Below are 21,526 nucleotides of genomic sequence, written 5' to 3'. Positions count from 1 at the left end.
CTGCTTTCATCATCTTGGGGAGAGATTGACCATGGCGAGTCAGGCGCCGAATCCGCAATTGCCGTTGTTCTACAACGGCCTGGAGCCGCTTTCGAGCAACATCCACGCGAGCTTCAAGACCCGCGCCGCCGACAGCGCGCCGTTTCTTGCCCAGGCGCATGCGATCCCGATTACGATCGACGAGTTCGCGGCCTGCCAGCGTTTCTACCCGATCGTCTTCTCGACCGGCGACAATCCCGTTCCGCTCGCTTTGATGGGCCTCAACGAGGGCACCAACGTGTTCGTCGACGCTGAGGGCAAATTGCTCTCCGAGACCTACATTCCGGCCTATATCCGCCGCTACCCGTTCATGCTGGCCCGCCTGCGCCCGGACGCCGAGGAGCTGTCGCTCTGCTTCGATCCGTCGAGCGGCCTGGTCGGCGAGTTCGAGGACGGCAATGCGCTGTTCGACGGCGAGACCCCGAGCGAGGTGACCAACCAGGTCCTCAAATTCTGCGAGGAATTCGAGATGTCGGCGCAGCGCACCAACGCCTTCATGAAGGAGCTGAAAGAGAGCGAATTGCTGATCGACGGCGAAGTGTCGATCCAGCCGTCCGACTCCCAGCAGCCGTTCGTCTATCGCGGCTTCCAGATGGTCGACGAGCAGAAGCTGCGCGACGCGCATGGCGACAAGCTCCGCAAGATGAACCAGAACGGCATGTTGCCTTTGCTGTTCGCCCACCTCTTCTCGCTGCCGCTGATCCGCGAGATCTTCGGCAAGCAGATGCAGCAGGGCAAGGTCCCGCCGCAGGGCGAGGTCGCCGGCAACGCTTGACCGCGCGCCCTGGCGTCGTGACTAATGGAAAGGCCCCGGCGACGGGGCCTTTTCTGCGTCCGGGGAGGCGAAGATGGCGACGACGATGATACCCGAGACGATTCCCGAGCGGCTGCATTATTCGCGCGTCGCGATGTGGCTGCACTGGCTCATCGCCGCCCTGGTCGTGGTCAACCTTCTGCTCGGTTTCTACCACGAGGATTTCGGCAAGGCCGCGCGGTCGTGGATGATGTTCTTCCACAAATCGATCGGCGTCACCGTGCTGGTGCTGACGCTCGCCCGCCTCGCCTGGCGCCTCGGCCATCGCCCGCCGCCGTTCGACGCGGTGCTGGCGCCCTGGGAGGCGGTCATGGCCCGCTTCGTCCACTGGCTGTTCTACTTTTTCCTGATCGCGATCCCGCTCACCGGCTGGATGCTGTCCTCGTCGAGCGACCGGCCGATCGACTATTTCGGCCTGTTCGAGATCGGCACCTTGCCCGTCTCCCGCGGCGACGACGCCCACGATCTGTTCGAGGAGCTGCACGAGCTGGCCGCCAAGCTCATGCTCGGCCTGATCGCCCTGCACCTGCTGGGCGCGCTCAAGCACCATCTGCAGGGCCACCGCCACCTGATCGGGCGGATGGGTCCGTGGCTCTATCGCGGCTGAAAAGTCGGTTCGCGGGCTTCGCCGCACGGTCCGTCGCGCGCCGCCCGGCGCGGCTTGAACTTCTGCAAAACAAACCCATTTAGAGGAAGATACGCGCTGCACCCCCCCTTTGCAGCTGCGTGTTACGCCCTTCGGGGCGTTCCTCCCTGAACCTTGGCCGCCCCGTGAGTTTCTCCGGGGCGGTCTTTTTTTGCCTATTCGGCGGCGATCGCCTGCGGCGGTTCCATTGCCTTGGCGGCGAGCGCCCCCGCCACCGCCGCGATCATGCGCGACGTGCGGTCGAAACCGGCCCCGGGCGCGCGTAAGGCCGCGTCGAGATAGAGCGAGCGGTCGATCTCGATCTGGAGCGCGTGGATGCCCTCGCCCGGCCGGCCGTGGCGCATGGTGATGTAGCCGCCCGCATAAGGCGCGTTGCGTGCGGTGGCGAAACCCTCGGCCTCGGCCGCCGCGACCGCGGCCGCGATCAGATCGGGCGCGATGCTGGTGCCGTGGCGGTCGCCGAAGACGATCGCGCCTTCCTCGCCGGCGCGCGGCGGCATCGAATGGCAATCGAGCAGGATGGCGATTCCGAACCGCGCCCTTGCCGCCTCCAGCGCCTGCGCCAGCGCCGCATGATAGGGGCGGTGGATCTCGGCGGTGCGGCGCTCGATCTCGGCCTGGCCGATGCGCTGCAGCCAGATCGATCCGGCGCCGCTGATCCGTGCCGGGACGAGGCCGAGCCCGCCGCGGGTGCGCGGCGATTGGAGCAATGTCCCGGGGGCAGGGGAGGGATAGACCATCGCCGGGTCGATCTCGCGCTCGTCGCGGTTGAGGTCGATCTCGGCGCGGGGCGCCGCGGCGATGAACGCGGCTGATCCGGCCTCCACCGCTCGCCACACCAGCCTGTCGACCAGCCGGTCCTCGAGGATCTCGAGCTTGTGGCGCGGCAGCCGCGCGGCGCGCAGCAAGTCCTCCGAATAAGCGCGCCCGGCGTGGGGCACCGACAGGATCACGGGCGAGGCCGGCAACTCGGGGCCGACGCGCAGGAAGGGAGGCCGGGACTCGTCCATTGCTCTCCCGCGAATCTAGGGGCCGTACCGAAGCGGTGCAATCGCATTCGCCGCGGCCTTCGCACCCCCTGTGCGCTGGGTGGAAACTTTTAAGCCTTTCGGGCATAATCCCTCCTCCGGCGCCGCAATCGGGCCGCGCACGATGGGGTTTCCGAGGACCGGATGATCAAGATCCTGCTGGCCGAAGACGACGAGTCGATGCGCCACTATCTCGCGCGGGCGCTCGAAAAGACCGGCTATGCGGTGACTTCGGTCGATCGCGGCACGGCGGCCCTGCCTCTGCTCGAATCGGACCGGTTCGATCTGCTCCTCACCGATATCGTCATGCCCGAGATGGACGGCATCGAGCTTGCCCAGCGCGCCGCCGAGATCGCCCCGGACATGCGCGTGATGTTCATCACCGGCTTCGCCGCGGTCGCGCTGAAGGCGGGCCGGGCCACCCCTTCGGCCAAGGTCCTCTCCAAGCCCTTCCACCTGCGCGACCTCGTCGCCGAGGTCGACCGCCTGTTCCAGACCGAGGACCGGCACGGAAGATTGTAAAAAAGCGCGGACGGCGGCTTGCGCGGGGCGAATCCCCCGGCTAAAGGCCGCTCCCAGAGTGGGCGTGTAGCTCAGTGGTAGAGCACTGTGTTGACATCGCAGGGGTCGCAAGTTCAATCCTTGCCACGCCCACCATATTCTTCCTTGCGAACCAAGAGCCTGGCTGCTCCCGATAGCTGAGTGCGCAGGGGTCGGCTGGTTCAAATGAACCAGTTGGCCGCCACGTCCGCTTTGCGCCATTACCGGACGTTCTGGATAGAAATTGAGCTTCCCGAAGGCGGACCTTGGAGCGTAGCGGCCATGCTCGCATCTGAGATCGAGACCGACCAGACGACGCCGTTCTGAGCCATGTGCCTAATCATTGGCGCTCTCCGGCGAATGTGGTTCAGATAGTAGCATTTTTGTCGAATTAGCAGTTCCCTGAGCCACGGATGCCGCTAAGGGCGCATCCATGAATCGCTATGAAGAAAATATGGCGGATACTCCCGCCCGGACGCGATCCGAGCGGCATATGGACGATTTGCGCGAGCAAGGCGGCATGTTTGTCGAGGCCGTCCGCCTTACCCGCATGCCGATGATCGTGACGGACGCGACACTTCCGGGCAACCCGATCATCTTCGCCAATGAGGCGTTCATCGAGCTGTCCGGCTACACTGCCGAGGAGCTCACCGGGCAAGACCCTCATTTCATGAATGGCGAGGGAACGGATCCCGACGCGATCAGGGAATATGAATCCGCGATGGAGCAAGGTCGCGACGTGACATTGGAGATCGTCCAATACCGGAAGGACGGGGCATCCTTACGAGCAATGCTCTTCGCCAGTCCGCTGAACGATGACCAAGGGAGCGTGACCAACCACTTCCTGTCGTATCTCGACATCACCCGCCGCCACGAAGCGGAAGAGGATCTGCGTGCTCTCACCCATTCCCTGGAGGCAAAGGTTGCGGCGCGCACATCGGCGCTCGAGCAAACCAACCGGGAGCTGAGCAAGCTGGCGGGGGAGAAGGAGATGCTACTCGCCGAAGTGAACCATCGCGCTAAAAACAGCCTCGCCATCGCATCGTCCCTGCTGAGCATCCAAGGGCGTCGGCAATCCGATCCTGCCGTCAGGGCACATTTTCAAGAGGCTCAGGATCGCCTCATGGCGATGGCGCGGGTGCACGACCTGCTCAGCAAATCGGAGACTTCGCAACGGGTAGACCTGGCAACCTACATTGGCGACCTTTGCGAAGCGTTGAGGCCGATCACCGATCACGACGACTGCGTATCCATGACGGCTGACGTCGAGAAGGGGATCCTCGTCCACGCGGATACGGCGGTTCCGCTGGGTATCGTAGCAACCGAACTCATCACCAATGCCGTCAAATACGCTTTCCCGCACCCCCGGTGCGGAACGATCATGGTCCAGACCAGGCGCCGCCATACTGGAAATATTGAACTGGTGATCAAGGACGATGGCGTGGGCATGTCCGAGGTGCGAGACGGTTCGCTCGGCTATGGGCTTGTGCGAATGCTGGTCCGTCAGATCAGCGGCCAGATCGACGTTCGGAATGACGGGGGAGTGGTCGTGACCATCCTCTTCCCGGACGCCCAGCACGGGCGAGACGACGATCCGGCGCTCGCTGTCGGATGACACAAAACTGAGCTCATGGCGGTCGATGAAGCTGTGAGCCGGCTAACTGGCGATACGGCAATCTAACGCGCTTTGGGCCCTCGCTTTGGGGGTCTTAGCGCTTCGGTGTCGGGAAAAACGTGTCGAGAGGCCGTTCTCCGGGAAGAATGGAATCGCTAGAATCGGCGAGGGTGGCAGCGGAAGCGGGCTCAGGGCTTTGCAAAGAATACGCGTTCGACCGATTGCGTCTCCGGAAGTATGTAGACGATCCCCGTTCTTCCGTTGAACTGCGGCACGACAAAGGTCTCGAAGAAGGCCGCGGGGACGTTGACGCAGCCGTAAGAGATGCGGTTGTCGGATGTCGTCGGCGTGGCGAGTCGCTGCAGTCGCCGCTCGCGCGGCTTCGCCGTGTCGACGCGGTGAAGCGAGAGCGCCTCATCATAGTCGATCCACAGGATGTCCTTCCCGCTCAGATTCCTGCCGATGGCGGCCACGAAGCGCCCGGCCGGCGTAATTCGTTCAGCGGGCGTGATGCTCGCCAATTTGCGCGCGCCGATGCCGTCCGGGGAAGTGTCGCCCTTGGCCATGCCGAGCAGGGCCGGAGCCGTCCCAAGCAGCACGCCCTTCGCACTGAACACGAACACCTTTGCTTCGGCCTTGTCGACGATGATGAACGGGCCGCCTTGGTGATCTCCGGTCTGGATTGCCCACGCGCCGAGCTTGCGCACGTCCGGCGACGCGCCCTCTGCTAGGAAGGTCGGCGGCGGCGATGATTCGGCTGCACCTGCCGAGAACGGAAACGGCATCATGATCGCCAGCATCGTGAGCCCTAGCGTACGCTGGAGCCGCGCCGAGATACTCCCGGTGACGCGGGCCCTCCTCAATTCCGGTCCTGCTTGGGTGCATAGACGGGCACCGGAGCGGGCTTGGCCGGGACTGGGACGGGTTTCGGCATCGGGGCAGCGGCCGGGGCAGCGGCGGCGACCGGTTCGGGGGCCGGCATCCTGACGCCGCCGTCGAGCACGGCGAGATCCAGCCCTGGCTGCACGACAACGAGTTCGGTCAGGATCGGCAGGAGAGCGGCCGACGCAAGCGGAAGTGTCGCGCTCGGCGGGGTTAGCACGGGCGCAAGCACGATCGGGGCGACCGGCAATATCGGCGACGGCACTACGGGAGGCGGGGTCACCGGTGTCGGAACAGTCCCCGGCGGCGGCGTGACAGGAGGAGGCGTCACCACCGGCGGTGGCGGCGGCGTCACTGGGGGAGGTGTAACAGGAGGCGGCGTGACAGGAGGAGGAGTCACCACCGGTGGCGGCGCCGCTGCCGAAATCGTCGACGTCGTTCTCGAGCCGCTCACACAGCACGAGCCTGCCAGCGCATATTGGTCGGCATTCGCGCCGGCAAGGCTGTAGCCCGTGTAGGTGATGCCAACCCCCGTGCCGACGCTGGAGCCATCGAACGCGGCAGTCGCGTCCGGCCCCGCGACCAGGGTGACGCCGCCCGGCAGTCCCGACGTCGCGGTTGTGTTGAACCCGGCCAAGACCGCGTTGGTGGTCCCGTCGAACGCTTTGTCGCCGTTCGGGAAGAGCAGCATTCGCTGGGTCAGCGCGGCGCCCTCGGTGAGGACGAACTTGGTCGAGAAGTCGCTTGGCGCCTGGTAGGAGACCGGATTGTAGTTGATCGTCACGGGGGCGACCGTGACGGTGACCGGCGGCGCGAGCGGCGCGAAGACGATCGTCCCGCCATCGACGCCCGGTCCGGTGCCGGCCGCTCCCGAGATGAGGGTGAGGCCGACCGGCAGGCCGAGGCTCTGCGCCGGGATCGTACTCCCCCGCGTCAGCGTGATCGCAGCGTCGATATGGACGTCGTGCCCAGCGCAAAGGGCGATGTTGCCGTCGGTCGTCGTGATCGCGTGAAACACGTTCACATTCTGACCCGCGTTCAGCAGCACGCTACCGTTGGTCGTCGTGATCGGCGCGTTGACGTTCACGTCGCGGCCGCAGCAGGCGACTACATTGCCGTTGGTAGCCGTGATTGCCGCGTTGATGTTGACGTCCCGCACAGCGTTGAGCGTCAGAGTCGTCGGCGCGCCGGATGCGGTCCACGCAACCGCGTCGTTGACGAAGATGTCGCCGGCGCCGCCTGTATTGTCGCCCGCCGAGCTGAGGGTGCTGATGACGACGCTGCTCGTGACGAGCTGGGCCGAAAGCGTAGCGCCCGAAATGTCCCCCCCGGTGGCCGCGATTGTGAAGTCCTTCGGATCGATCAGCCAGGTGCCGGTGAGACCGTGCGGCGCGGCCGTGGTGACACGGACGCCGTCGGCGATCGTGACATTCGCTGCGGAGGTCTCGATAAAGCCGCCGTTGCCGCCTTGGGCGGCGCTTGCGTCGAGCACGCCGTCAATGCTCATCGTGCCGCTCTCCATGTCACCGAGCAGCACGATCGTGCCGTTGCGGTTCTGGATCGTGCGTGCCTCGATGATGCCGCTGTTGTTGACACTGGTCCGCAGCAGTGCCCCAGCCGCCTGAGCGGTCATCATCACGCGGCCCCCATCGGCGCGGATCAGGCCGCCATTCTGAACGAGCGCATTCACAGCGCCCGTGTCGATCGCAACGTTGAGCAGGCCATCCCCGGCAACGTCGAGCGTAATCGCTTCGCCTGCCGCGAGCGCAACGGTGCCGAGATTGGCCTGGATCACACCTTGGTTGCTGACGCTGGCGCCGAGCAAGGCCACGTAGCCGCCGTTGGCAGTGATCGTCCCCTGGTTCAGCACCGCTCCCCCGGCGCCGGAGAAGGTGTAGCGGCCGGCCATGAAGTCGGTGTCCGAAAGACCGAGGGTCGAGGCGACCAGCCCGCTGACGTTGACGTTCGCGCCCTGGCCGAACAGGATGCCGTTCGGGTTGACCAGGAAAACCTTGCCGTTGGCCGTGAGGCTTCCAAGGATTGCCGAAGGATCAGCGCCAAGCACGCGGTTTAGCGCAACGGAATTGCTGTTCGGCTGGACGAAGACAACCGCGCTGTCCTTGCCGATTGAGAAGCTCTGCCAGTTTAGCGCCGCGTTCTGGCTCGTCTGGTTGATAGTCAGAACGGTTGCGCCCGGGTTGATAGTGGCGCTTCCCGAGGTGACAGTGCCGCCGGTGGGCAGGCTTTGCGCCTGCGCCGCCGAGCCGATCGTCATCCCGAGCAAGCACAGGCCCGCCACGCGGGCTATGGCGGTCGATGCGGACAGGAGGCCCTTGGCGGGCGGAATGGCGGCCGCGATGGCGTCGCCCGCGTCGAAGCGCCCGGTATAGATCTTGCTCATGATGACGTCCTTTTGATCGGGGGCCGGCGTGAGCCGGAGATGCTGGTCGGGCCGTCAGAACAGCTTGGAGATGTGGAACCAGGCGCGGCCGTCCCTGTCGGGGCCGGATGTCGTCACTGCGTCACCCAATTTACGGGCGTAGCTGGCCTTGAGGACCAGATCGTGCGGGCCGAACCACGTGAGGCCGGCGCCGTATCCGCTGCGGCTGGCATGGTTCGATCCGGTGAACCAGGGATCATGGGAAAACTCGACCTCGCCGACATCGACGAAGGCGATCAGCTGGAGTTGTCCCGGCAGAGCCTTTGTCCATTGTGTGAGCATCAATCGGGCCTCCACCGTCGCGATATAGCCCTGGTCTCCATACGCCTCGCCCTCGGGATAGGCCCTCACCCCATAGGCGCCGCCCAGTTCCATCTTCTCGGAGCTGTCGAGGTTGGCGAAGGCGAGCTGGCCCCGCATCGAGGCGTAGAGCGAGAGCGGCCCACTGAGAGTCTGCAGCCGGCCGATATTGGCCTGAAGCTTCCCGAAGTTGCCGTTGCTGCGCGCCGTGAGAGCGTCGGCAGCCCGTTCGATCGGGCTCTGGATGTCGAGGCTTCCGAACGAAACGCCCATCGAATAGACGTTCCAACCTCCACCCCCCCACTCATCGCGGGAATCGCCACTGAGGCCGACAGTAGCAACTACTGCCTGCTTGTCGGATTCGCTCGATACCAGGCCCACCCGGTCCTCGAGCTGCTTCACGTCCACGCCGGCCAGCGCGTAGAGATTGGCATCCCGCGACCGCACCAGCGGATAGCTGCCGAAGACACTGAAGATGTCGGCGGTGCCGTCGGCGTCGAGGCTCTCGAATTCGCGGCCGAGTTCGTAGGTGAGATGCGTATAGGCGACGCCCAACATCAAGCTGCCGACCGGCGCCTGATAGGAGGCGCGGCCGTAAGCCAGGCCGCCTTCCGAAGCGAGCAACCGCAGGCTGAGGAGATCACCGATGCCGCCAGGATTGTTGAGGTTGACCGAACCGCCGGCACGAAGGGCGCCGGTGTAACGGTTGCCGGCATTGTCCGCCTCCACGCTGCCGGTAACGCGCCGGCCCGGGTCAATATCGACAAGGAGATCGGAGGTGCCGACAAGCGCGCCGGGGACCAGAGTGGACTTCACTCGAACGCCCGGAATGTCGGATAGGAGCAGCAGGCGCCGTTCGAGCGGGGCGCTCGCGACCGGATCGCCGGTGCGCAGCCCGTCCAGGATCTGGTTCGCGCGTCCATTCGCCAGGTTGGTCTGGTTGCGTACGTCGATCTTGCCGTAGCGCCCTTCCACGACGGCGATCTTTACCAGGCCGTTTTCGATGCCCTGTGGGGGGAGATAGGCCTGCGCCAGGAAATAGCCCCGCTCGTTATAGTGCGCGGCAATCCTGGCGGCGGCGGCGCGAAGGTCGGCGAGCGTGAGCTCGCTGCCCGGCGCGATGTTTGCGGCCGCGATCAGTTCTGCCTCGCTGAACAGGGTGTTTCCGGTCACATGTAAGGAATCAACGCGCACCGTTGCGCCACCCGCGAGTGGCTGGTCGGGCGAGCCGGCGCGTTCGATCCTGATCTGGGGATCGACCCTTGGCGGAGCCGGAGCGGGAGGGATCTGCTGAAGTTGAGTGCCGGCGCTGGGCGCCTGCTGGGCGGACGCGGCCTGCCCGCCGGCGGCCAGCATGGCCGCCGTGATTACGCTGTACTTGTACATAGCTACCTCAATGCCGCCGCGTCTGGGAGGCGTGACGTCCCCCACGCAGCGGTGAGGTACACACGTAGCTTAAATGATCGACCTACCGGTCGGTCAGGGCCGGGGGATCCGGCCGCAGCATAGGGCCGCTTCGAAGGAGAAGTCCGGCTCCGCTGTTTCTGACTTCTAGTGACCCCTAGCTTAGAACAGGTTAACAGTCGCGCAGTATATTTTCCTCGCTCATGGAACTAACCTTGTGCGACGAACGCACATGAACGCTCAATCTGACATTCCGGATAATCGAATGGCGGACTCCGCTTCGCTAGTCGGAGAATGAGCGGATCGCTGCGTTCAAGTCCGCTGCCAAAAATGGTTTACGCACCACGAGATGCCTCGGCAGCCGCCTCCGAACCTCCGCATCATTGCTGGTGACGAAAATCACGGGAAGCGCTTTTGTACCGCAAATCTCCACGATTGCATCGATCCCGTTGCCTGGTTTCAGCGCCACGTCTGAAGTTATCAGATCCGGACAGTGGGCCCGCGCGACCTCGACGGCCTCCGCTGCAGACACCGCAAACCCAAAGCTAGTGTAGCCATTTTCGCGAAGGATTTCCTCGATCATCATCGCGATGACGGGCTCGTCTTCAATAATCAGAGCGTGCACTGCTGTCTCTCCCTAAAGCGGGAGCACAAGGTCTCTCGGCCGTTGGACGCTCAAACGCCTGTACCAACGATATGACTCTAACGAAGCCATTCAGGTTTTAGTTTCAGGGTCTGGCTGCTCAACTGCCGGGAGATGACAGCTTGTTTTCTCATTAAACGATCGGATCTTTCGGCGATGACGCGCTGGCGGGTGACGTGCAACTTTGTGCATACCACAAGGTTGAGGGGCCATGACACAAAAGCCCAACAAGAAAGCCCAACCAGGCCACCTCGCCGCATCTCGCCAATCCGAACAGTGGCTGGTGTCGGCCAAGCAGAATAAGAGCTGGCTTGCTGCCGGCACAACCGCCGCCGTGTTGGCGGCCAGCGCCTGGTTCAATCGCGCGCGGGCCCGGCGGGTCGAAGAGGAAAACCCGCCAGTCGGTAAGTTCGTCGTCGTCGACGGGGTCCGGCTTCATTATGTCGATCGTGGCAAGGGTACGCCTGTCGTGCTCCTCCACGGCAACGGAGTGATGCTGCAGGATTTCGAGGCGAGTGGAATCCTGGGGCTCGCTGCCGAGCATCACCGCGTGCTCGCGTTCGATCGGCCCGGGTTTGGCTACAGCGATCGTCCCCGGACGACCATCTGGACACCGGCCGCTCAGGCGGAGCTCATTGCAAAGGCGTTGAAGGAGATCGGCGCAGAAGGCGCCGTCGTGGTCGGCCACAGCTGGGGCACGATGGCCGCCATTGCCATGGCACTCGATCATCCGGAAGCGGTGGCCGGCCTGGTTCTTCTTTCTGGCTATTATTACGGTTCCGTCCGGCCCGACGTCCTCCCGTTCTCGGTTCCAGCCATTCCGCTGCTCGGTGATGTGATTGCCCACACGGTAGCGCCGCTCACCGGCCTGCTGACCGGTCCGGCCGCCGTCAAGGCCAGCTTTGCCCCTGCTGCTGTATCGGAAAAATTCGCCGACTTGCCGATAGCGATGGCACTGCGTCCGTCTCAGGTGCGCGCCACGGCCGCCGACACCGCTTTGATGATACCCGGCGCCGTGGCGCTCAGCCGCCGCTATGGCGAGTTGCGGCTGCCGGTGATTATCATGGCAGGCGAGGGCGACCTGATCGCGCATATCGGAAAGCACTCGGAGCGGCTCGTCGAGGATATCGACGGTTCGGATCTGCGCGTCGTGCCGGAGCAGGGCCATCTGTTCCATTACGCCGTGCCCGAGCAGGTCGTGCGAGCGATCACGGACGTGGTAGGCCAGCGCCGCTAATCGGCCGCTCACCCTCGACGGCCGAAGGCAGGAGCCGGTGCTAACCATCTCGGCTCGGGCCCCGGCCTCGTTTAACGCGTCGCCAAGCGCCATATCAACGGCTCCCCTGGTCAATTCATGGGGCCTCATCAGCGCCAGCTTGAAAGCGCGGCTGGCGACTTATAAACAGCGCTCGAAGTTCATCTCTTACCAAGGACAATTCGTGGCCTCGTTCAAAGACCCTTCGTTTCAAGATCGCGTCGCCTCAGCCAAGAAGGCCAAGCAAACCGCGTTAGACCAGCTGAAGGCAAAGCCCCCGGTCGATGAGGCCTTGATGGCGGAACGCCGTCAGGCGCGGGAATCGCGAGAGCAGGTGCTCGCCGAGGAGCGTGCAGCCAAGGCTGAGGCAAATGCGGCTGCGAAAGCAGAGAAGGCAGCAATCAAGGCCGCCGGCATTGCGGAAGCTGAGGCCGCAGCAGCGCTCAAGGCTGCGCGATTGAAGCCTGCCAGTGCAGCGGACATGAAAGCGGCGCGGGATGCCCGTTATGCGGCTCGCAAGGCGCGGAAGTAGCGGCATTACCGAGTGGATGCCCCGATAGCCCGAAAGCAGGCCTTCGCCCGTTTCGCGCGGTCAGTGGTGCGCGTTCGGGGCTAGGAGCGAATGATCACGGGAAGTCGATCGAGTTGCGCTCGCCTTCGCGGCAAGCTGACCGACCCTTCTACCTGTTCATCCTGAGGGCCTGCTCGTCATACTTTGCGGCCATCAGCATGAGCGTTTCGACGAGGGTCGAGCTACCGGTCTCGTTGGCCAGGCTGCGGCATCGCTCCGCCTGCTGGCGCAAGTAGCGCGGCTTATCCGCTTGGCGGACCTCAAGGAGCAGATTCACGGCCCCTGACAGGTCCCCGCTCTCGTTAAACACCGGCGTGGGATACGGGATGAAGTTGACCCTGGACCCGTCTGGTCTTTCAGCAACCGCCTCGACGTCTCTGATCTGGCGCCGTTGCTGGATCGCCACGGCCATGGGGCACTCATCGTGAGGAAGGCGCTCGCCCTCTACCGTGTAGAGCTTCCACGTCACGCACCATTTATCCACGCCCAGCACCGGTTCCCGGCCGGACAGGGTCACACACGCTCGATTGAAGTAGATGATGGTACCGTCTTTGTCGGTGACGTAGATCGCCGCCGGGAGTTGCTCCAGCATCTCGGCAAACTCGCCATGACCGTCGCTGAATATGCTCGTTGCACTATCGATAACGAGATCAACCGTCTCGGCGTTGATCAGCATGTGGAGAACTCCAGTTTTGGCCGACCTAACATGACGGGAGGAGAAAGAACGCCGTTGCCCTGGAACAGTTCCAGATGGAGCGATTGCAAACGGCACCTTTACAGGAGTGAGACAGTCGATCCGGAATGGGTGTGCGCGGCGCGGCGGCCATTACCGAGACTGTGTTACGCCGCTTCCGCCCTTTGCCTCACCCCAGCTCAGGATGGAGTTATCGGCGGGGGAGGCGTGGCCGGAGCATCGCTGCTCGCGAGCACCTCATGCTTGTCCTCCTCGAGATAGAGCCGGCGAACGAGCACCAGAACGACGATGGTAAGGGGAGTCGCGAGCAGCACTCCCGGCAATCCAAACAGGATGCCTGCGGCAATTATGCCGAAGATGGTTACGGCCGGAGGCAGATCGACCATTCGATTCTGCAGAAGTGGCATTACGAGGTTGCCCTGAAGCTGCTGCACCGCGATCAGTACCCCGACGGTCCAGAGCCCCGTATCCGTGCCTTGCCCGAAGCCGAGGACGACCGCAGGTATGGCTGCCACGAATATACCGAGGTAGGGCACAAACTCCGCCAGGCCGGCCACGAGCCCAATCGCCCAGGCGGCGGGTACGCCGACAAGCCACAGTCCGAAGCCGGTGCCCGCGCCGACGACGAGCATCCCAAGCGCCTGGCCTTTCAGCCAATTGCGAAGCGAGACGGAGATGGCATCCAGCGTCTCGGCAGCCGACGCGCGGGCCTGCGGGGGTATCAGGCGCAGCAGGCCGGTGGCGTAGAGCGTCGGCTGGGCGGCGAGATATAAGCCGCCGACAAGGACGAGAACGAGTCCGGACAACGCCCCGCCGACGGCGGCAAGTGCGCCGGTCGCGGCGCTCACGATCGTCTGCCCACTCGGCGCCACCCCCTGCGCCCGCTCGAGAATTGCAGCCCCTAGAGCTGAGTTTTGCAGTCTCGCCTGAAGATCGGCCCAGGAGGCGGGTAGGCGCGTGCCCAGTTCCGCGAATTCGGTTTGCATTGTCGCGCCGAAGAAGACCACCGCGCCGCCGACAAATGCAAGCAGCCCGGCCACCACGAGCACTAGTGCGACGCCATATGGTAGCCCGGTGCGCCGGCGGAATGCGTTCGTGAAGGTCAGCAGAATGAGCGACACCAGGGCGCAGGCGAACAGGAGGAGCAGCAGATCAACGAGGAGCCACAACACATAGGCTGCTGCGAGGGTCGCAAGGATGATCACGGTGGCCCGAAACACACGCCGTTCGAGGCTGTCGCGCGGCTTCGCCCGGGGCAGCTCTTCCTGGCCGATTATGTCGGACTGTTCGGCGAAATTGGCCATTCACGCTCCTGCACCTAAAGTTTCGCGGTCGGAATATTCCAACCCGCTTACTCGTTTTACGCAAATTTGCCGCTTCAGAGCCGGGTGTTTTACACGAAGGCGCGTAAGCCGATACGCATAGCGAGCGATTCGCCCAGAGCGTTGGGGCGCGTGAAGCGGGGCTAGGCTGCTGCAACGGCACCTCTGAGCTGTTTCTGCGAGCGCCATGACTGCTTGGATCTGCTCGGGCGGCAGCGGCAAGCCAGGGGAGTCCTCGCCCCGCTCTTTTAATGGACGCCATCACTAGCGGGCATCGAGGATGGGCTACCGGCCAACGTCTGCTTTGCCCCCGCTGAACCGAGAAACAGACAGTCCGTTTACGGCCAAAAGGAGCCGTTACCCTTACCAGTCCAGAGGAGCCGCGTCGACACCCAACGGCCGGTCGCGGCGCCTCGAATGGTCGATCGACGAGCATGGTTTCGCCCAGCCCCTCCATTATCGATGGGATCAGGTCGCCAACCTTCTCAACGACCTCGCAGACGTCGGATGAGCGAAGCGGTCGACAGCTGGCCTGCACGGTCGTTCTTGGAGGGCCTTCGACCCGGTCCGGACGAGAAGGTAGAGCTCGCCTTGCTTGCCACTTATTCCGCCGACCTAGGGTCGATCGGCGCAACCCTCCTCGCGCTTACGGGCAAGGACAATGATGCGGGCCGGGGCCCGCATGCGACCCACTCACGGGCTCTAATGTTTCTGCTCCCAAGCCCGAGATGCCTCTTCCCGGTCAGGCTCGCGCCGCCTGCGCGGCGCCCTTCAGCCGGTTCAGGACATCGGGATCGTTGATCCGGCGGTAGCAGGCTTCGACAAAGCTGAAGACACCGAAAAGCAGCAATCCCAGCGCCACGGCGTAGCGCAGTCCGCTCGAGAGGGATTCCAGGACGGCATCCATGCCCCCCGCCTGCGAGGCGTCGGCGGCGAGGCCGGCCTTCACCAGGAACCAGCCCATGATCAGGAATACGAGCCCGCGCGCGAAATAACCTGTCCGTCCGAGGCCGATCACCCACGGGCGTCGTGCGGCCTGGCCGTCGAGCGGGCGCAGAAAATCGGCGCGCGCCGCCTTCACGATCTGCCACGCGCCTGTCGCGATCAGCGCCAGTCCTATCAGGCCGAGGAGGAGCGCGCCGCCCGGCACGGCGAGCGCGGTTTCAGCCCCCTGTTGCGCGCCCTCGCGACCGGCGCCTCCGGCCCGCCCGAACGCGAGATTGGCCGCAACCACTGCCAGTCCGGCGTGGATGATTCCGCTCGCTGCGCCGCCGGCGCGCACGATGAGGCCCTTGGCGTCCGAGCCATGCCCTTCCGTGTCGATGAGGGCTTCGGACAGTCGCCAGATGCCATAAGCGAGGAACCCGAGGGCCATCAGCCCCAGCAGCAGCTTCCCGCTCCCGTCCGCGAGATAGGCAAGCGCCCCCGAGCCGTCCTCGCCTCGTCCGGACCGCAATGCCAGGTAACCAATGAGGCAGTACATGACGCCGCGGGCGGCAAAGCCGATGCGCGTCAGCATTTCAAGGCTCGGGATACTCAGCACAAACATCTCCTTCCCGGCCTGAACGGAAGGAAGGGCGGGTCGTTCCAGTGGAGTCACAATGAGGCGGTCGCACCGCGGGCGGCTGACGCGCGGTGAGGGCCGCGCTTTCCCTCACATTCCCCTCCGATCCCCCAAGGGCCCCGCGCTACGGGAGAGAGGCTCCGCACCCGCTCAGAGCGGGCGGGTCAAATAGGTCGCATCGCCGCCGTAGCTCTGCAGCTTCCCGGTGAGCGACGGATCGTCGTGCACAGGCGCAAACCCCATCGTCTGCCAGAAAGGTACCGAACCGTTTACCGCCACAAGGGCAATCTGGCGCGTGCCCAGCGAGCGCAGGTTGGCGGCCAGCCGCTCGATCATCGGCCGGGCGGCGCCTTGTCCGCGAGCGTCGGGATGGAGCGCGAGGTCGTGCAGATAGACCGCCTCCGCCGTGGCAGGGAGAGAGCCGAGCAGGCTGTTGAGCGGCGGGATCGCGCCCGGCGCCCAGGGGTAGGCGATGAGATAGCCGATGATTCCATCGGGCGCGGCGAGCACGAAGCAGCCGTCGGGGAATAGGGCCAGGCGCTCGGCGAAACAGGCTCGTTCCTCGAAATGACCGGGGAAGGCGATAGCGGCCACCGCGGCCACGCCGTCCAGGTCGCTTTCGCGCATCGGCCGCCAATGGAAGTCGGTCATCGCTTGCGCTTAGCCGCGGTTGCGCAGCGATGCCATCGCGGAGGCGCAGTCCGCGATCCGCGTCCGAACGACCGTCACGCCCCCTCGAGAAATGGATCGATAAGCGATCGATCGAGTCAATCGCGATAGCCAGGAGGCGGGGTGTTCGCAGGGCGCGGGCATTGCATAAATATCGCAACACGATATATCTGCATGGACGGTTCAATCAGGCTGTCTTTGCAGGAGCAGACGATGTTCCAGGATCATGGTCGCACCGTCGGGCGCGCGCATGACTGACACGGCCGCCAGCCCCAGCCGTTTCCAGGCCTTGGACGGCGGTGGCGCGAAGCATGGCGAGCACAAGCCGGCCTTCCTCGCGCGCGGGTTCATGTCCACCAACCACAAGGACATCGGCACGCTCTACCTGATCTTTGCGATCGTGTCGGGCATCATCGGCGGCACGCTGTCGGGCCTCATGCGCCTCGAGCTGGCGCATCCGGGCATTCAATATCTCCAGGCCTGGGCCGGCGCGGGTGGCTTCGACGAGGCGCTCCATCTCTGGAACGTGATCGTGACAGCGCACGGGCTGATCATGATCTTCTTCACCCTGATGCCCGCCATGATGGGCGGCTTCGGCAACTGGTTCGTACCGATCCTGATCGGCGCGCCGGACATGGCCTTCCCGCGCATGAACAATGTCAGCTTCTGGCTGCTGGTCCCGGCCTTCATCCTGCTGATGGCCTCGATGGCCGTGCCCGGCGGATCCGGCACTGGCGCCGGCACCGGGTGGACGCTCTACGCGCCGCTCGCGACCAGCGGCCATGCGGGGCCGGCGGTCGACATGGTGATCCTCGCGCTCCACCTTGCCGGAATCTCGTCGATCCTAGGCGCGATCAATTTCATCACCACCATCTTCAACATGCGCGCGCCGGGCATGACGCTGCACAAAATGCCGCTGTTCGTCTGGTCGGTGCTCATCACGGCCTTCATGCTGCTGCTCTCGCTTCCGGTGCTCGCCGGAGCGATCACGATGCTGCTCACCGACCGCAATTTCGCGACCACCTTCTTCGACGCGTCCGGTGGCGGGGACCCGGTCCTCTACCAGCACCTGTTCTGGTTCTTCGGCCACCCCGAGGTCTACATCATGATCCTCCCGGGCTTCGGGATCATCAGCCAGGTGGTGGCGACTTTCAGCCGCAAGCCCGTCTTCGGCTATCTCGGGATGGTCTACGCGCTGGTCGCGATCGGGCTGATCGGCTTCATCGTCTGGGCCCACCATATGTTCACGGTCGGCATGGACGTGAACACCAAGCTCTATTTCTCCGCCGCATCCATGGTGATCGCGGTGCCGACCGGCATCAAGATCTTCTCGTGGATCGCGACCATGTGGGGCGGCTCGATCAGCTTCCGCACACCCTTGCTATGGGCGCTCGGCTTTGTCTTCATGTTCACGATCGGCGGCGTCACCGGCGTCGTGCTCGCCAATGGCGGCGTCGACAACTACATGCACGACACTTATTACGTGATCGGGCACTTCCATTACGTGCTGTCGCTTGGCGCCGTCTTCGCGCTTTTCGCCGGCTTCTATTACTGGTTCGCCAAGATGTGGGGGCGCCACTATAACGAGCTGCTCGGCCAGCTGCACTTCTGGGTGTTCTTCATCGGCGTGAACATCCTGTTCTTCCCGATGCACTTCCTCGGCCTCGACGGCATGCCGCGCCGCTACCCCGACTATCCGGATGCGTTTGGCGGCTGGAACGAAATCGCCTCGTTCGGCTACGCCGTCATGGCCGTCGGCATGCTCTTCTTCTTCCTGAACGTCATCTGGTCGCTGATGTTCGGCAGGAAAGCGCCGGACAATCCGTGGGGCGAAGGCGCGACGACGCTGGAATGGACGCTGTCCAGCCCGCCGCCATACCACCAGTTCGAGACGCTGCCGCGCATCGAGGGTTAGCCGCGGTTCCGCGTCATGAGGTGCGCCTTACGGGCGCCGCGTCCTCGGCGACGGCATTGTCCGGCGGGCCGGTGAGGACCGTGACCGCGAAATTTGCCGGTCGACTCTCGGCCATTCCCCGTTGGGCTGAGCCGTAAGCGATTGTCAGTTACTGCTCTAGCGGCCGGAAGCGAGCGGAACGAGCTCCGCCGTTACCCCGGAGCCTTCCAGGCGCAGCCGGCCATCCGCGTCCATGCGGGTCGTCACGCTGCCGGCGAAGAGGCGCTCGGCGGAGCGTTCGGCTTCGCTGCGGCCGCGTTCGCACACCGGGAACATGTCGCTTTCGCCGGCGCGCAGCGTGTCGCCCTCGCGGTGCAGCGCCCTCACGGCGCTGACGCAGCCCGACCGCCATTCCAGCTGCGTCGGGCGCAGCAGCAGCTCCATCGCCTCGCCCGGCGGCACCGTGCGCCCGTCGACGCTGACGAACCGCCACGCCCCCAACAGCAGCGGTACCCGCGGTGGCGGGGCCTGTCCGCGCGGGTTGCGCAACGCCCCCTCGGGCCGGCGCAGGAGCGCGCTTCCCCGCGGCCCCGCCAACAGGACCGTGCCATCCTGTCGCCGCTGGACGTCGGTTGCGCTGAGGAGCACGGCCGGCATCGCCGCCTCGGCCGGGCTCAGCGCCCGCGCGCATTGCGCAGGCGGCGGCGCTTCGGCCCGGGGCGGGGCGACGGGCTGCCGGACCGCAATGCCGCCGCCGGACGTGCGGCCATAGTCGAACGGGCCGATCGTCACGCATTGCGAGAGGAGTTCGAGCTGCCGCACGCCGACAAGCAGCACCATCTCCCAGCTGCGGTCCCGCGCAACCGGCTTCGGCGCTTCAATCCCCTCGACCAGCCACGCGCCGAACAGGTCGGGCGAGCGCTGTTCGTCCGACAAGTCCTGGCGCGGCGCTTCGACCCGGGCGTCGCGATCCGCGGCGGCGGGCGGCAGCGGAGCCTCCGCAGCCGGCGTGCAGGCGGCCGCCAGCAGACTCGCGCCGATCAAGGTGAGAGGTGTGTATCGGATCGCCACGGCACGCCTTGCTCCGTCTACGTCACGCTCTTTAACTCGCGAGCGAGGGCTCCGGATACAACAGGCCCGAATCGGGGAAGGCCGCATCGGTGCCACCGTGAATATACCCGCGTTCGATCCGTCGCGGCGCCAAACTTATTGCGTTCTTTATCTCTTTCCATCAGGCTTGATCGGTAGTCCGGGGGGTCTTCATGCGCAATTTTCTAATCAGCCTGCTTGCGGGCCTGTCCATCATCGGACCCGCGATCCCGTCGATGGCGGCGCCCATAACGATCGCCGACTTCGCGGCGCAGCCGACGATCCGCGACCCCCAACTTTCGCCGGACGGCCGCAAGATCGCGGCTCGCGTCACCGTCGAGGGCGTTGCCAAGCTGGTGATCATCAATGCCGACGACCCGGAGGCGGCCCCGAAAAACATCCTGTTGGGCAAGGCGGTGCTCTCGGAACTGCATTGGGCCGGCAACGGCCGGCTGTTGCTGACGATTATCAGCAAGAGCGAGGTCTTTGGCCTCGTGGTCCCGACAAGCCGCCTGATCGTGCTCGACCTGGCCGACGGACGGTCCCGCATCGCCGACCCGAAGAGTCGCGGCATCTACGGCGGAGACGTGCTTTACGCGGACCCGACAGGGCAATGGGCGCTGGTGGCAAGCCAGAACGATATCTATTCCACCCCCTCCGTCAAACGGGTCGACCTCGCCACGGGGAAGGCCGAGGTGGTGGAGAAGGGGCGTCCCAATGTGTGGGACTGGTACGTCGATACGCGCGGCGTCGTGCGCGCCGGGCTTGCTTATGACGAGCACCGCTGGACCATGTGGTATCGGGAGGAGCCCGGGCATCCGCTCAAACCGATCAAGGGCAAGACCGGCAAGGACAGCTCGGTCGATCGCGTCAGCTTTGGTCAGGCGGGCGCCGGAACGATCATCACCAACGAGCGGACCGGTCGGTTCGGCGTCTACCGCTACGACTTCAAGACCGGCCAGATCGGCGACGCTGTTTTCGAACATCCTTCGGTGGACGTCGCCGATGTCCGGGCCGACCGCCTGACCGGGGAGATCAGCGCCGTCCGCTACGAGGACGACCGCCATCGTTTCGTTTGGCTCGATCCCAAGCTCAAGAAGCTCCAGGCCCGGCTCGATACGGCGCTTCCCGAGGCGGTCAACGCGATCGTCGATTGGTCGGACGGCGGCGATCGTGTGCTCGTCTGGTCCGGCGGCGCCGCGGACCCGGGCAGCTACTTCCTGCTCGATCAGAATACGTCGAGGATGCGGCCTGTGATCACGCCGTTCGAGCGCATCGACGCGGCGAAGCTCTCGCCGGTCAAGCCGGTCACCTACCGGAGCCGCGACGGCCTGGTCATCCCGGCATACCTCACGCTGCCGAAGGGCGGAACGGGGGAGAGGCTGCCGCTCATCCTGATGCCCCATGGCGGCCCGTTTCTGCGCGATTCCTGGGTCTATGATCCCTGGGTCCAATTCCTCGCCGGCCAAGGATATGCCGTGCTTCAGCCGCAGTTCCGGGGATCGACCGGCTACGGGAAGGACTTTGTCGAAAAGGGCTACGGCGAATGGGGCCGCAAGATGCAGGACGATCTCGACGATGGGGTCGACTGGATGATCGGCACGGGACAGGCCGATCCGCGCCGTGTCTGCATCGTCGGCGCATCCTATGGGGGCTATGCGGCGCTCTGGGGCGCGATCCGGACGCCGGAGCGCTACAGGTGCGCGGTCAGCTATGCCGGCGTAACCGACCTATCGGCGCAGCTGCGCGACAATCGCAAGAGCTTCTCCGCGACGCGATATTTTCGGCAGTGGCGCGTCAAGGTCGCCGGAGAAAGCGGGCACGATCTGCAGGCCTTGTCGCCGCTCGCCCAGGCCGCCCGGCTCAAGGTGCCGGTGCTGATCGCCCATGGGGAGCAGGACACGGTCGTTTCGGTCAAGCAGGGCCAGGCCATGGAGAAAGCGCTTCGCGCCGCTGGCGCAGACGTCACTTCGGTCTTCTACAAGGATACCGGGCACAGTTTCTCCGACAGCGACGATCTGGCCGATTTCCTCCAGCGCCTCGATTCCTTTCTTGCCAAGCACAATCCCGCCACGCCGGCGTCCTGACCGAGGTCGTAGAATATGCATCCTCCCTGT

General features: G+C 64.8%; 19 protein-coding genes and 1 tRNA gene. 10 read left to right on the top strand and 10 right to left on the bottom strand.

Annotation, left to right across the window (positions count from 1 at the left end):
- The first annotated feature begins 31 nt into the window (after nt 1–31).
- Together SH591_RS04825 and SH591_RS04820 are read left to right on the top strand one after the other, a co-directional pair.
- The gene (locus SH591_RS04825) at nt 32–814 is read left to right on the top strand and encodes a SapC family protein (RefSeq protein ID WP_324750757.1); all 783 of its coding nucleotides are present in this window, start codon (nt 32–34) and stop codon (nt 812–814) included.
- A gap of 73 nt (nt 815–887) precedes the next feature.
- Nucleotides 888–1,460, top strand: coding sequence for a cytochrome b (locus SH591_RS04820; protein WP_324750756.1), 573 nt, complete (start codon nt 888–890; stop codon nt 1,458–1,460).
- 194 nt (nt 1,461–1,654) lie between these two features.
- Here SH591_RS04820 and SH591_RS04815 read toward each other — a convergent pair whose 3' ends face one another.
- Nucleotides 1,655–2,509, bottom strand: a complete 855-nt coding sequence (locus SH591_RS04815) for an N-formylglutamate amidohydrolase (protein WP_324750755.1) — start codon at nt 2,507–2,509, stop codon at nt 1,655–1,657.
- 162 nt (nt 2,510–2,671) lie between these two features.
- Here SH591_RS04815 and cpdR point away from each other — a divergent pair, with 162 nt between their 5' ends.
- The 4 genes from cpdR to SH591_RS04795 all read left to right on the top strand — a co-directional run bounded on the left by cpdR (nt 2,672) and on the right by SH591_RS04795 (nt 4,682).
- Nucleotides 2,672–3,049, top strand: a complete 378-nt coding sequence (gene cpdR, locus SH591_RS04810; RefSeq protein ID WP_322831801.1) for a cell cycle two-component system response regulator CpdR — start codon at nt 2,672–2,674, stop codon at nt 3,047–3,049.
- A gap of 60 nt (nt 3,050–3,109) precedes the next feature.
- Nucleotides 3,110–3,184, top strand: a tRNA-Val gene (locus SH591_RS04805).
- A gap of 69 nt (nt 3,185–3,253) precedes the next feature.
- On the top strand, nt 3,254–3,394 hold the full coding sequence (locus SH591_RS04800) for a hypothetical protein (RefSeq protein ID WP_324750754.1): 141 nt from the start codon (nt 3,254–3,256) through the stop codon (nt 3,392–3,394).
- Between the two features lie 106 nt (nt 3,395–3,500).
- Nucleotides 3,501–4,682: a sensor histidine kinase gene (locus tag SH591_RS04795; protein ID WP_324750753.1), complete on the top strand. Its 1,182-nt coding sequence runs from the start codon at nt 3,501–3,503 to the stop codon at nt 4,680–4,682.
- A gap of 188 nt (nt 4,683–4,870) precedes the next feature.
- Here SH591_RS04795 and SH591_RS04790 read toward each other — a convergent pair whose 3' ends face one another.
- The 4 genes from SH591_RS04790 to SH591_RS04775 form a co-directional block, all read right to left on the bottom strand.
- Entirely contained in the window at nt 4,871–5,482 is a 612-nt protein-coding gene (locus SH591_RS04790) for a L,D-transpeptidase (RefSeq protein ID WP_324750752.1), read from the bottom strand.
- A gap of 59 nt (nt 5,483–5,541) precedes the next feature.
- Nucleotides 5,542–7,965 (bottom strand): two-partner secretion domain-containing protein, encoded by a 2,424-nt coding sequence (locus tag SH591_RS04785; protein ID WP_324750751.1) that lies wholly within the window; start codon nt 7,963–7,965, stop codon nt 5,542–5,544.
- Between the two features lie 54 nt (nt 7,966–8,019).
- Nucleotides 8,020–9,690: a ShlB/FhaC/HecB family hemolysin secretion/activation protein gene (locus SH591_RS04780; RefSeq protein ID WP_324750750.1), complete on the bottom strand. Its 1,671-nt coding sequence runs from the start codon at nt 9,688–9,690 to the stop codon at nt 8,020–8,022.
- A 301-nt stretch (nt 9,691–9,991) separates the two neighbouring features.
- Nucleotides 9,992–10,333 carry a response regulator gene (locus SH591_RS04775; RefSeq protein WP_322832639.1) on the bottom strand — a complete coding sequence of 114 codons (342 nt, stop codon included), beginning with the start codon at nt 10,331–10,333 and terminating at the stop codon, nt 9,992–9,994.
- Between the two features lie 229 nt (nt 10,334–10,562).
- Between SH591_RS04775 and SH591_RS04770 the strand changes: the two genes are divergently transcribed.
- Both SH591_RS04770 and SH591_RS04765 read left to right on the top strand, forming a co-directional pair.
- The gene (locus SH591_RS04770; protein ID WP_324750749.1) at nt 10,563–11,588 is read left to right on the top strand and encodes an alpha/beta fold hydrolase; all 1,026 of its coding nucleotides are present in this window, start codon (nt 10,563–10,565) and stop codon (nt 11,586–11,588) included.
- A gap of 139 nt (nt 11,589–11,727) precedes the next feature.
- Nucleotides 11,728–12,138 carry a DUF6481 family protein gene (locus SH591_RS04765; protein WP_322832641.1) on the top strand — a complete coding sequence of 137 codons (411 nt, stop codon included), beginning with the start codon at nt 11,728–11,730 and terminating at the stop codon, nt 12,136–12,138.
- 148 nt (nt 12,139–12,286) lie between these two features.
- On the opposite strand, the gene SH591_RS04760 is transcribed toward SH591_RS04765, so the two are convergent.
- The 4 genes from SH591_RS04760 to SH591_RS04745 form a co-directional block, all read right to left on the bottom strand.
- Nucleotides 12,287–12,853, bottom strand: coding sequence for a PAS domain-containing protein (locus SH591_RS04760; protein ID WP_322832642.1), 567 nt, complete (start codon nt 12,851–12,853; stop codon nt 12,287–12,289).
- Nucleotides 12,854–13,050: 197 nt separating this feature from the next.
- Nucleotides 13,051–14,175, bottom strand: a complete 1,125-nt coding sequence (locus tag SH591_RS04755; RefSeq protein WP_324750748.1) for an AI-2E family transporter — start codon at nt 14,173–14,175, stop codon at nt 13,051–13,053.
- 760 nt (nt 14,176–14,935) lie between these two features.
- Nucleotides 14,936–15,712: a DUF1206 domain-containing protein gene (locus tag SH591_RS04750; protein WP_324750747.1), complete on the bottom strand. Its 777-nt coding sequence runs from the start codon at nt 15,710–15,712 to the stop codon at nt 14,936–14,938.
- Nucleotides 15,713–15,907: 195 nt separating this feature from the next.
- Nucleotides 15,908–16,408: a GNAT family N-acetyltransferase gene (locus SH591_RS04745; protein ID WP_324750746.1), complete on the bottom strand. Its 501-nt coding sequence runs from the start codon at nt 16,406–16,408 to the stop codon at nt 15,908–15,910.
- A 268-nt stretch (nt 16,409–16,676) separates the two neighbouring features.
- Here SH591_RS04745 and ctaD point away from each other — a divergent pair, with 268 nt between their 5' ends.
- Nucleotides 16,677–18,341, top strand: coding sequence for a cytochrome c oxidase subunit I (gene ctaD, locus SH591_RS04740; protein WP_324750745.1), 1,665 nt, complete (start codon nt 16,677–16,679; stop codon nt 18,339–18,341).
- 156 nt (nt 18,342–18,497) lie between these two features.
- Here the strand turns inward: ctaD and SH591_RS04735 are convergent, their stop codons facing one another.
- Nucleotides 18,498–19,391, bottom strand: a complete 894-nt coding sequence (locus tag SH591_RS04735; RefSeq protein ID WP_324750744.1) for a hypothetical protein — start codon at nt 19,389–19,391, stop codon at nt 18,498–18,500.
- A gap of 191 nt (nt 19,392–19,582) precedes the next feature.
- Between SH591_RS04735 and SH591_RS04730 the strand changes: the two genes are divergently transcribed.
- Complete coding sequence (locus SH591_RS04730) at nt 19,583–21,496, top strand: alpha/beta hydrolase family protein (protein ID WP_324750743.1); 1,914 nt, start codon at nt 19,583–19,585, stop codon at nt 21,494–21,496.
- The last annotated feature ends 30 nt before the right edge of the window (nt 21,497–21,526 follow it).

The sequence above is a fragment of the Sphingomonas sp. LY54 genome, assembly GCF_035594035.1.
In the GTDB taxonomy this organism is placed as follows: domain Bacteria; phylum Pseudomonadota; class Alphaproteobacteria; order Sphingomonadales; family Sphingomonadaceae; genus Allosphingosinicella.
Note: the sequence above shows the minus strand (reverse complement) of the source record. Positions and strands in the feature narration are given on the sequence as shown.

What these genes read in the sequence shown, in the direction of transcription:
- SH591_RS04800 (WP_324750754.1), top strand. Translation starts at nt 3,254, where the DNA reads ATGAACCAGTTGGCCGCCACGTCCGCTTTGCGCCATTACCGGACGTTC.
- cpdR (WP_322831801.1), top strand. Translation starts at nt 2,672, where the DNA reads ATGATCAAGATCCTGCTGGCCGAAGACGACGAGTCGATGCGCCACTAT.
- SH591_RS04780 (WP_324750750.1), bottom strand. Translation starts at nt 9,690, where the DNA reads ATGTACAAGTACAGCGTAATCACGGCGGCCATGCTGGCCGCCGGCGGG.
- SH591_RS04820 (WP_324750756.1), top strand. Translation starts at nt 888, where the DNA reads ATGGCGACGACGATGATACCCGAGACGATTCCCGAGCGGCTGCATTAT.
- SH591_RS04755 (WP_324750748.1), bottom strand. Translation starts at nt 14,175, where the DNA reads ATGGCCAATTTCGCCGAACAGTCCGACATAATCGGCCAGGAAGAGCTG.
- SH591_RS04770 (WP_324750749.1), top strand. Translation starts at nt 10,563, where the DNA reads ATGACACAAAAGCCCAACAAGAAAGCCCAACCAGGCCACCTCGCCGCA.
- ctaD (WP_324750745.1), top strand. Translation starts at nt 16,677, where the DNA reads ATGACTGACACGGCCGCCAGCCCCAGCCGTTTCCAGGCCTTGGACGGC.
- SH591_RS04790 (WP_324750752.1), bottom strand. Translation starts at nt 5,482, where the DNA reads ATGCTGGCGATCATGATGCCGTTTCCGTTCTCGGCAGGTGCAGCCGAA.
- SH591_RS04825 (WP_324750757.1), top strand. Translation starts at nt 32, where the DNA reads ATGGCGAGTCAGGCGCCGAATCCGCAATTGCCGTTGTTCTACAACGGC.
- SH591_RS04815 (WP_324750755.1), bottom strand. Translation starts at nt 2,509, where the DNA reads ATGGACGAGTCCCGGCCTCCCTTCCTGCGCGTCGGCCCCGAGTTGCCG.
- SH591_RS04760 (WP_322832642.1), bottom strand. Translation starts at nt 12,853, where the DNA reads ATGCTGATCAACGCCGAGACGGTTGATCTCGTTATCGATAGTGCAACG.
- SH591_RS04795 (WP_324750753.1), top strand. Translation starts at nt 3,501, where the DNA reads ATGAATCGCTATGAAGAAAATATGGCGGATACTCCCGCCCGGACGCGA.
- SH591_RS04730 (WP_324750743.1), top strand. Translation starts at nt 19,583, where the DNA reads ATGCGCAATTTTCTAATCAGCCTGCTTGCGGGCCTGTCCATCATCGGA.
- SH591_RS04750 (WP_324750747.1), bottom strand. Translation starts at nt 15,712, where the DNA reads ATGCTGACGCGCATCGGCTTTGCCGCCCGCGGCGTCATGTACTGCCTC.
- SH591_RS04785 (WP_324750751.1), bottom strand. Translation starts at nt 7,965, where the DNA reads ATGAGCAAGATCTATACCGGGCGCTTCGACGCGGGCGACGCCATCGCG.
- SH591_RS04745 (WP_324750746.1), bottom strand. Translation starts at nt 16,408, where the DNA reads ATGACCGACTTCCATTGGCGGCCGATGCGCGAAAGCGACCTGGACGGC.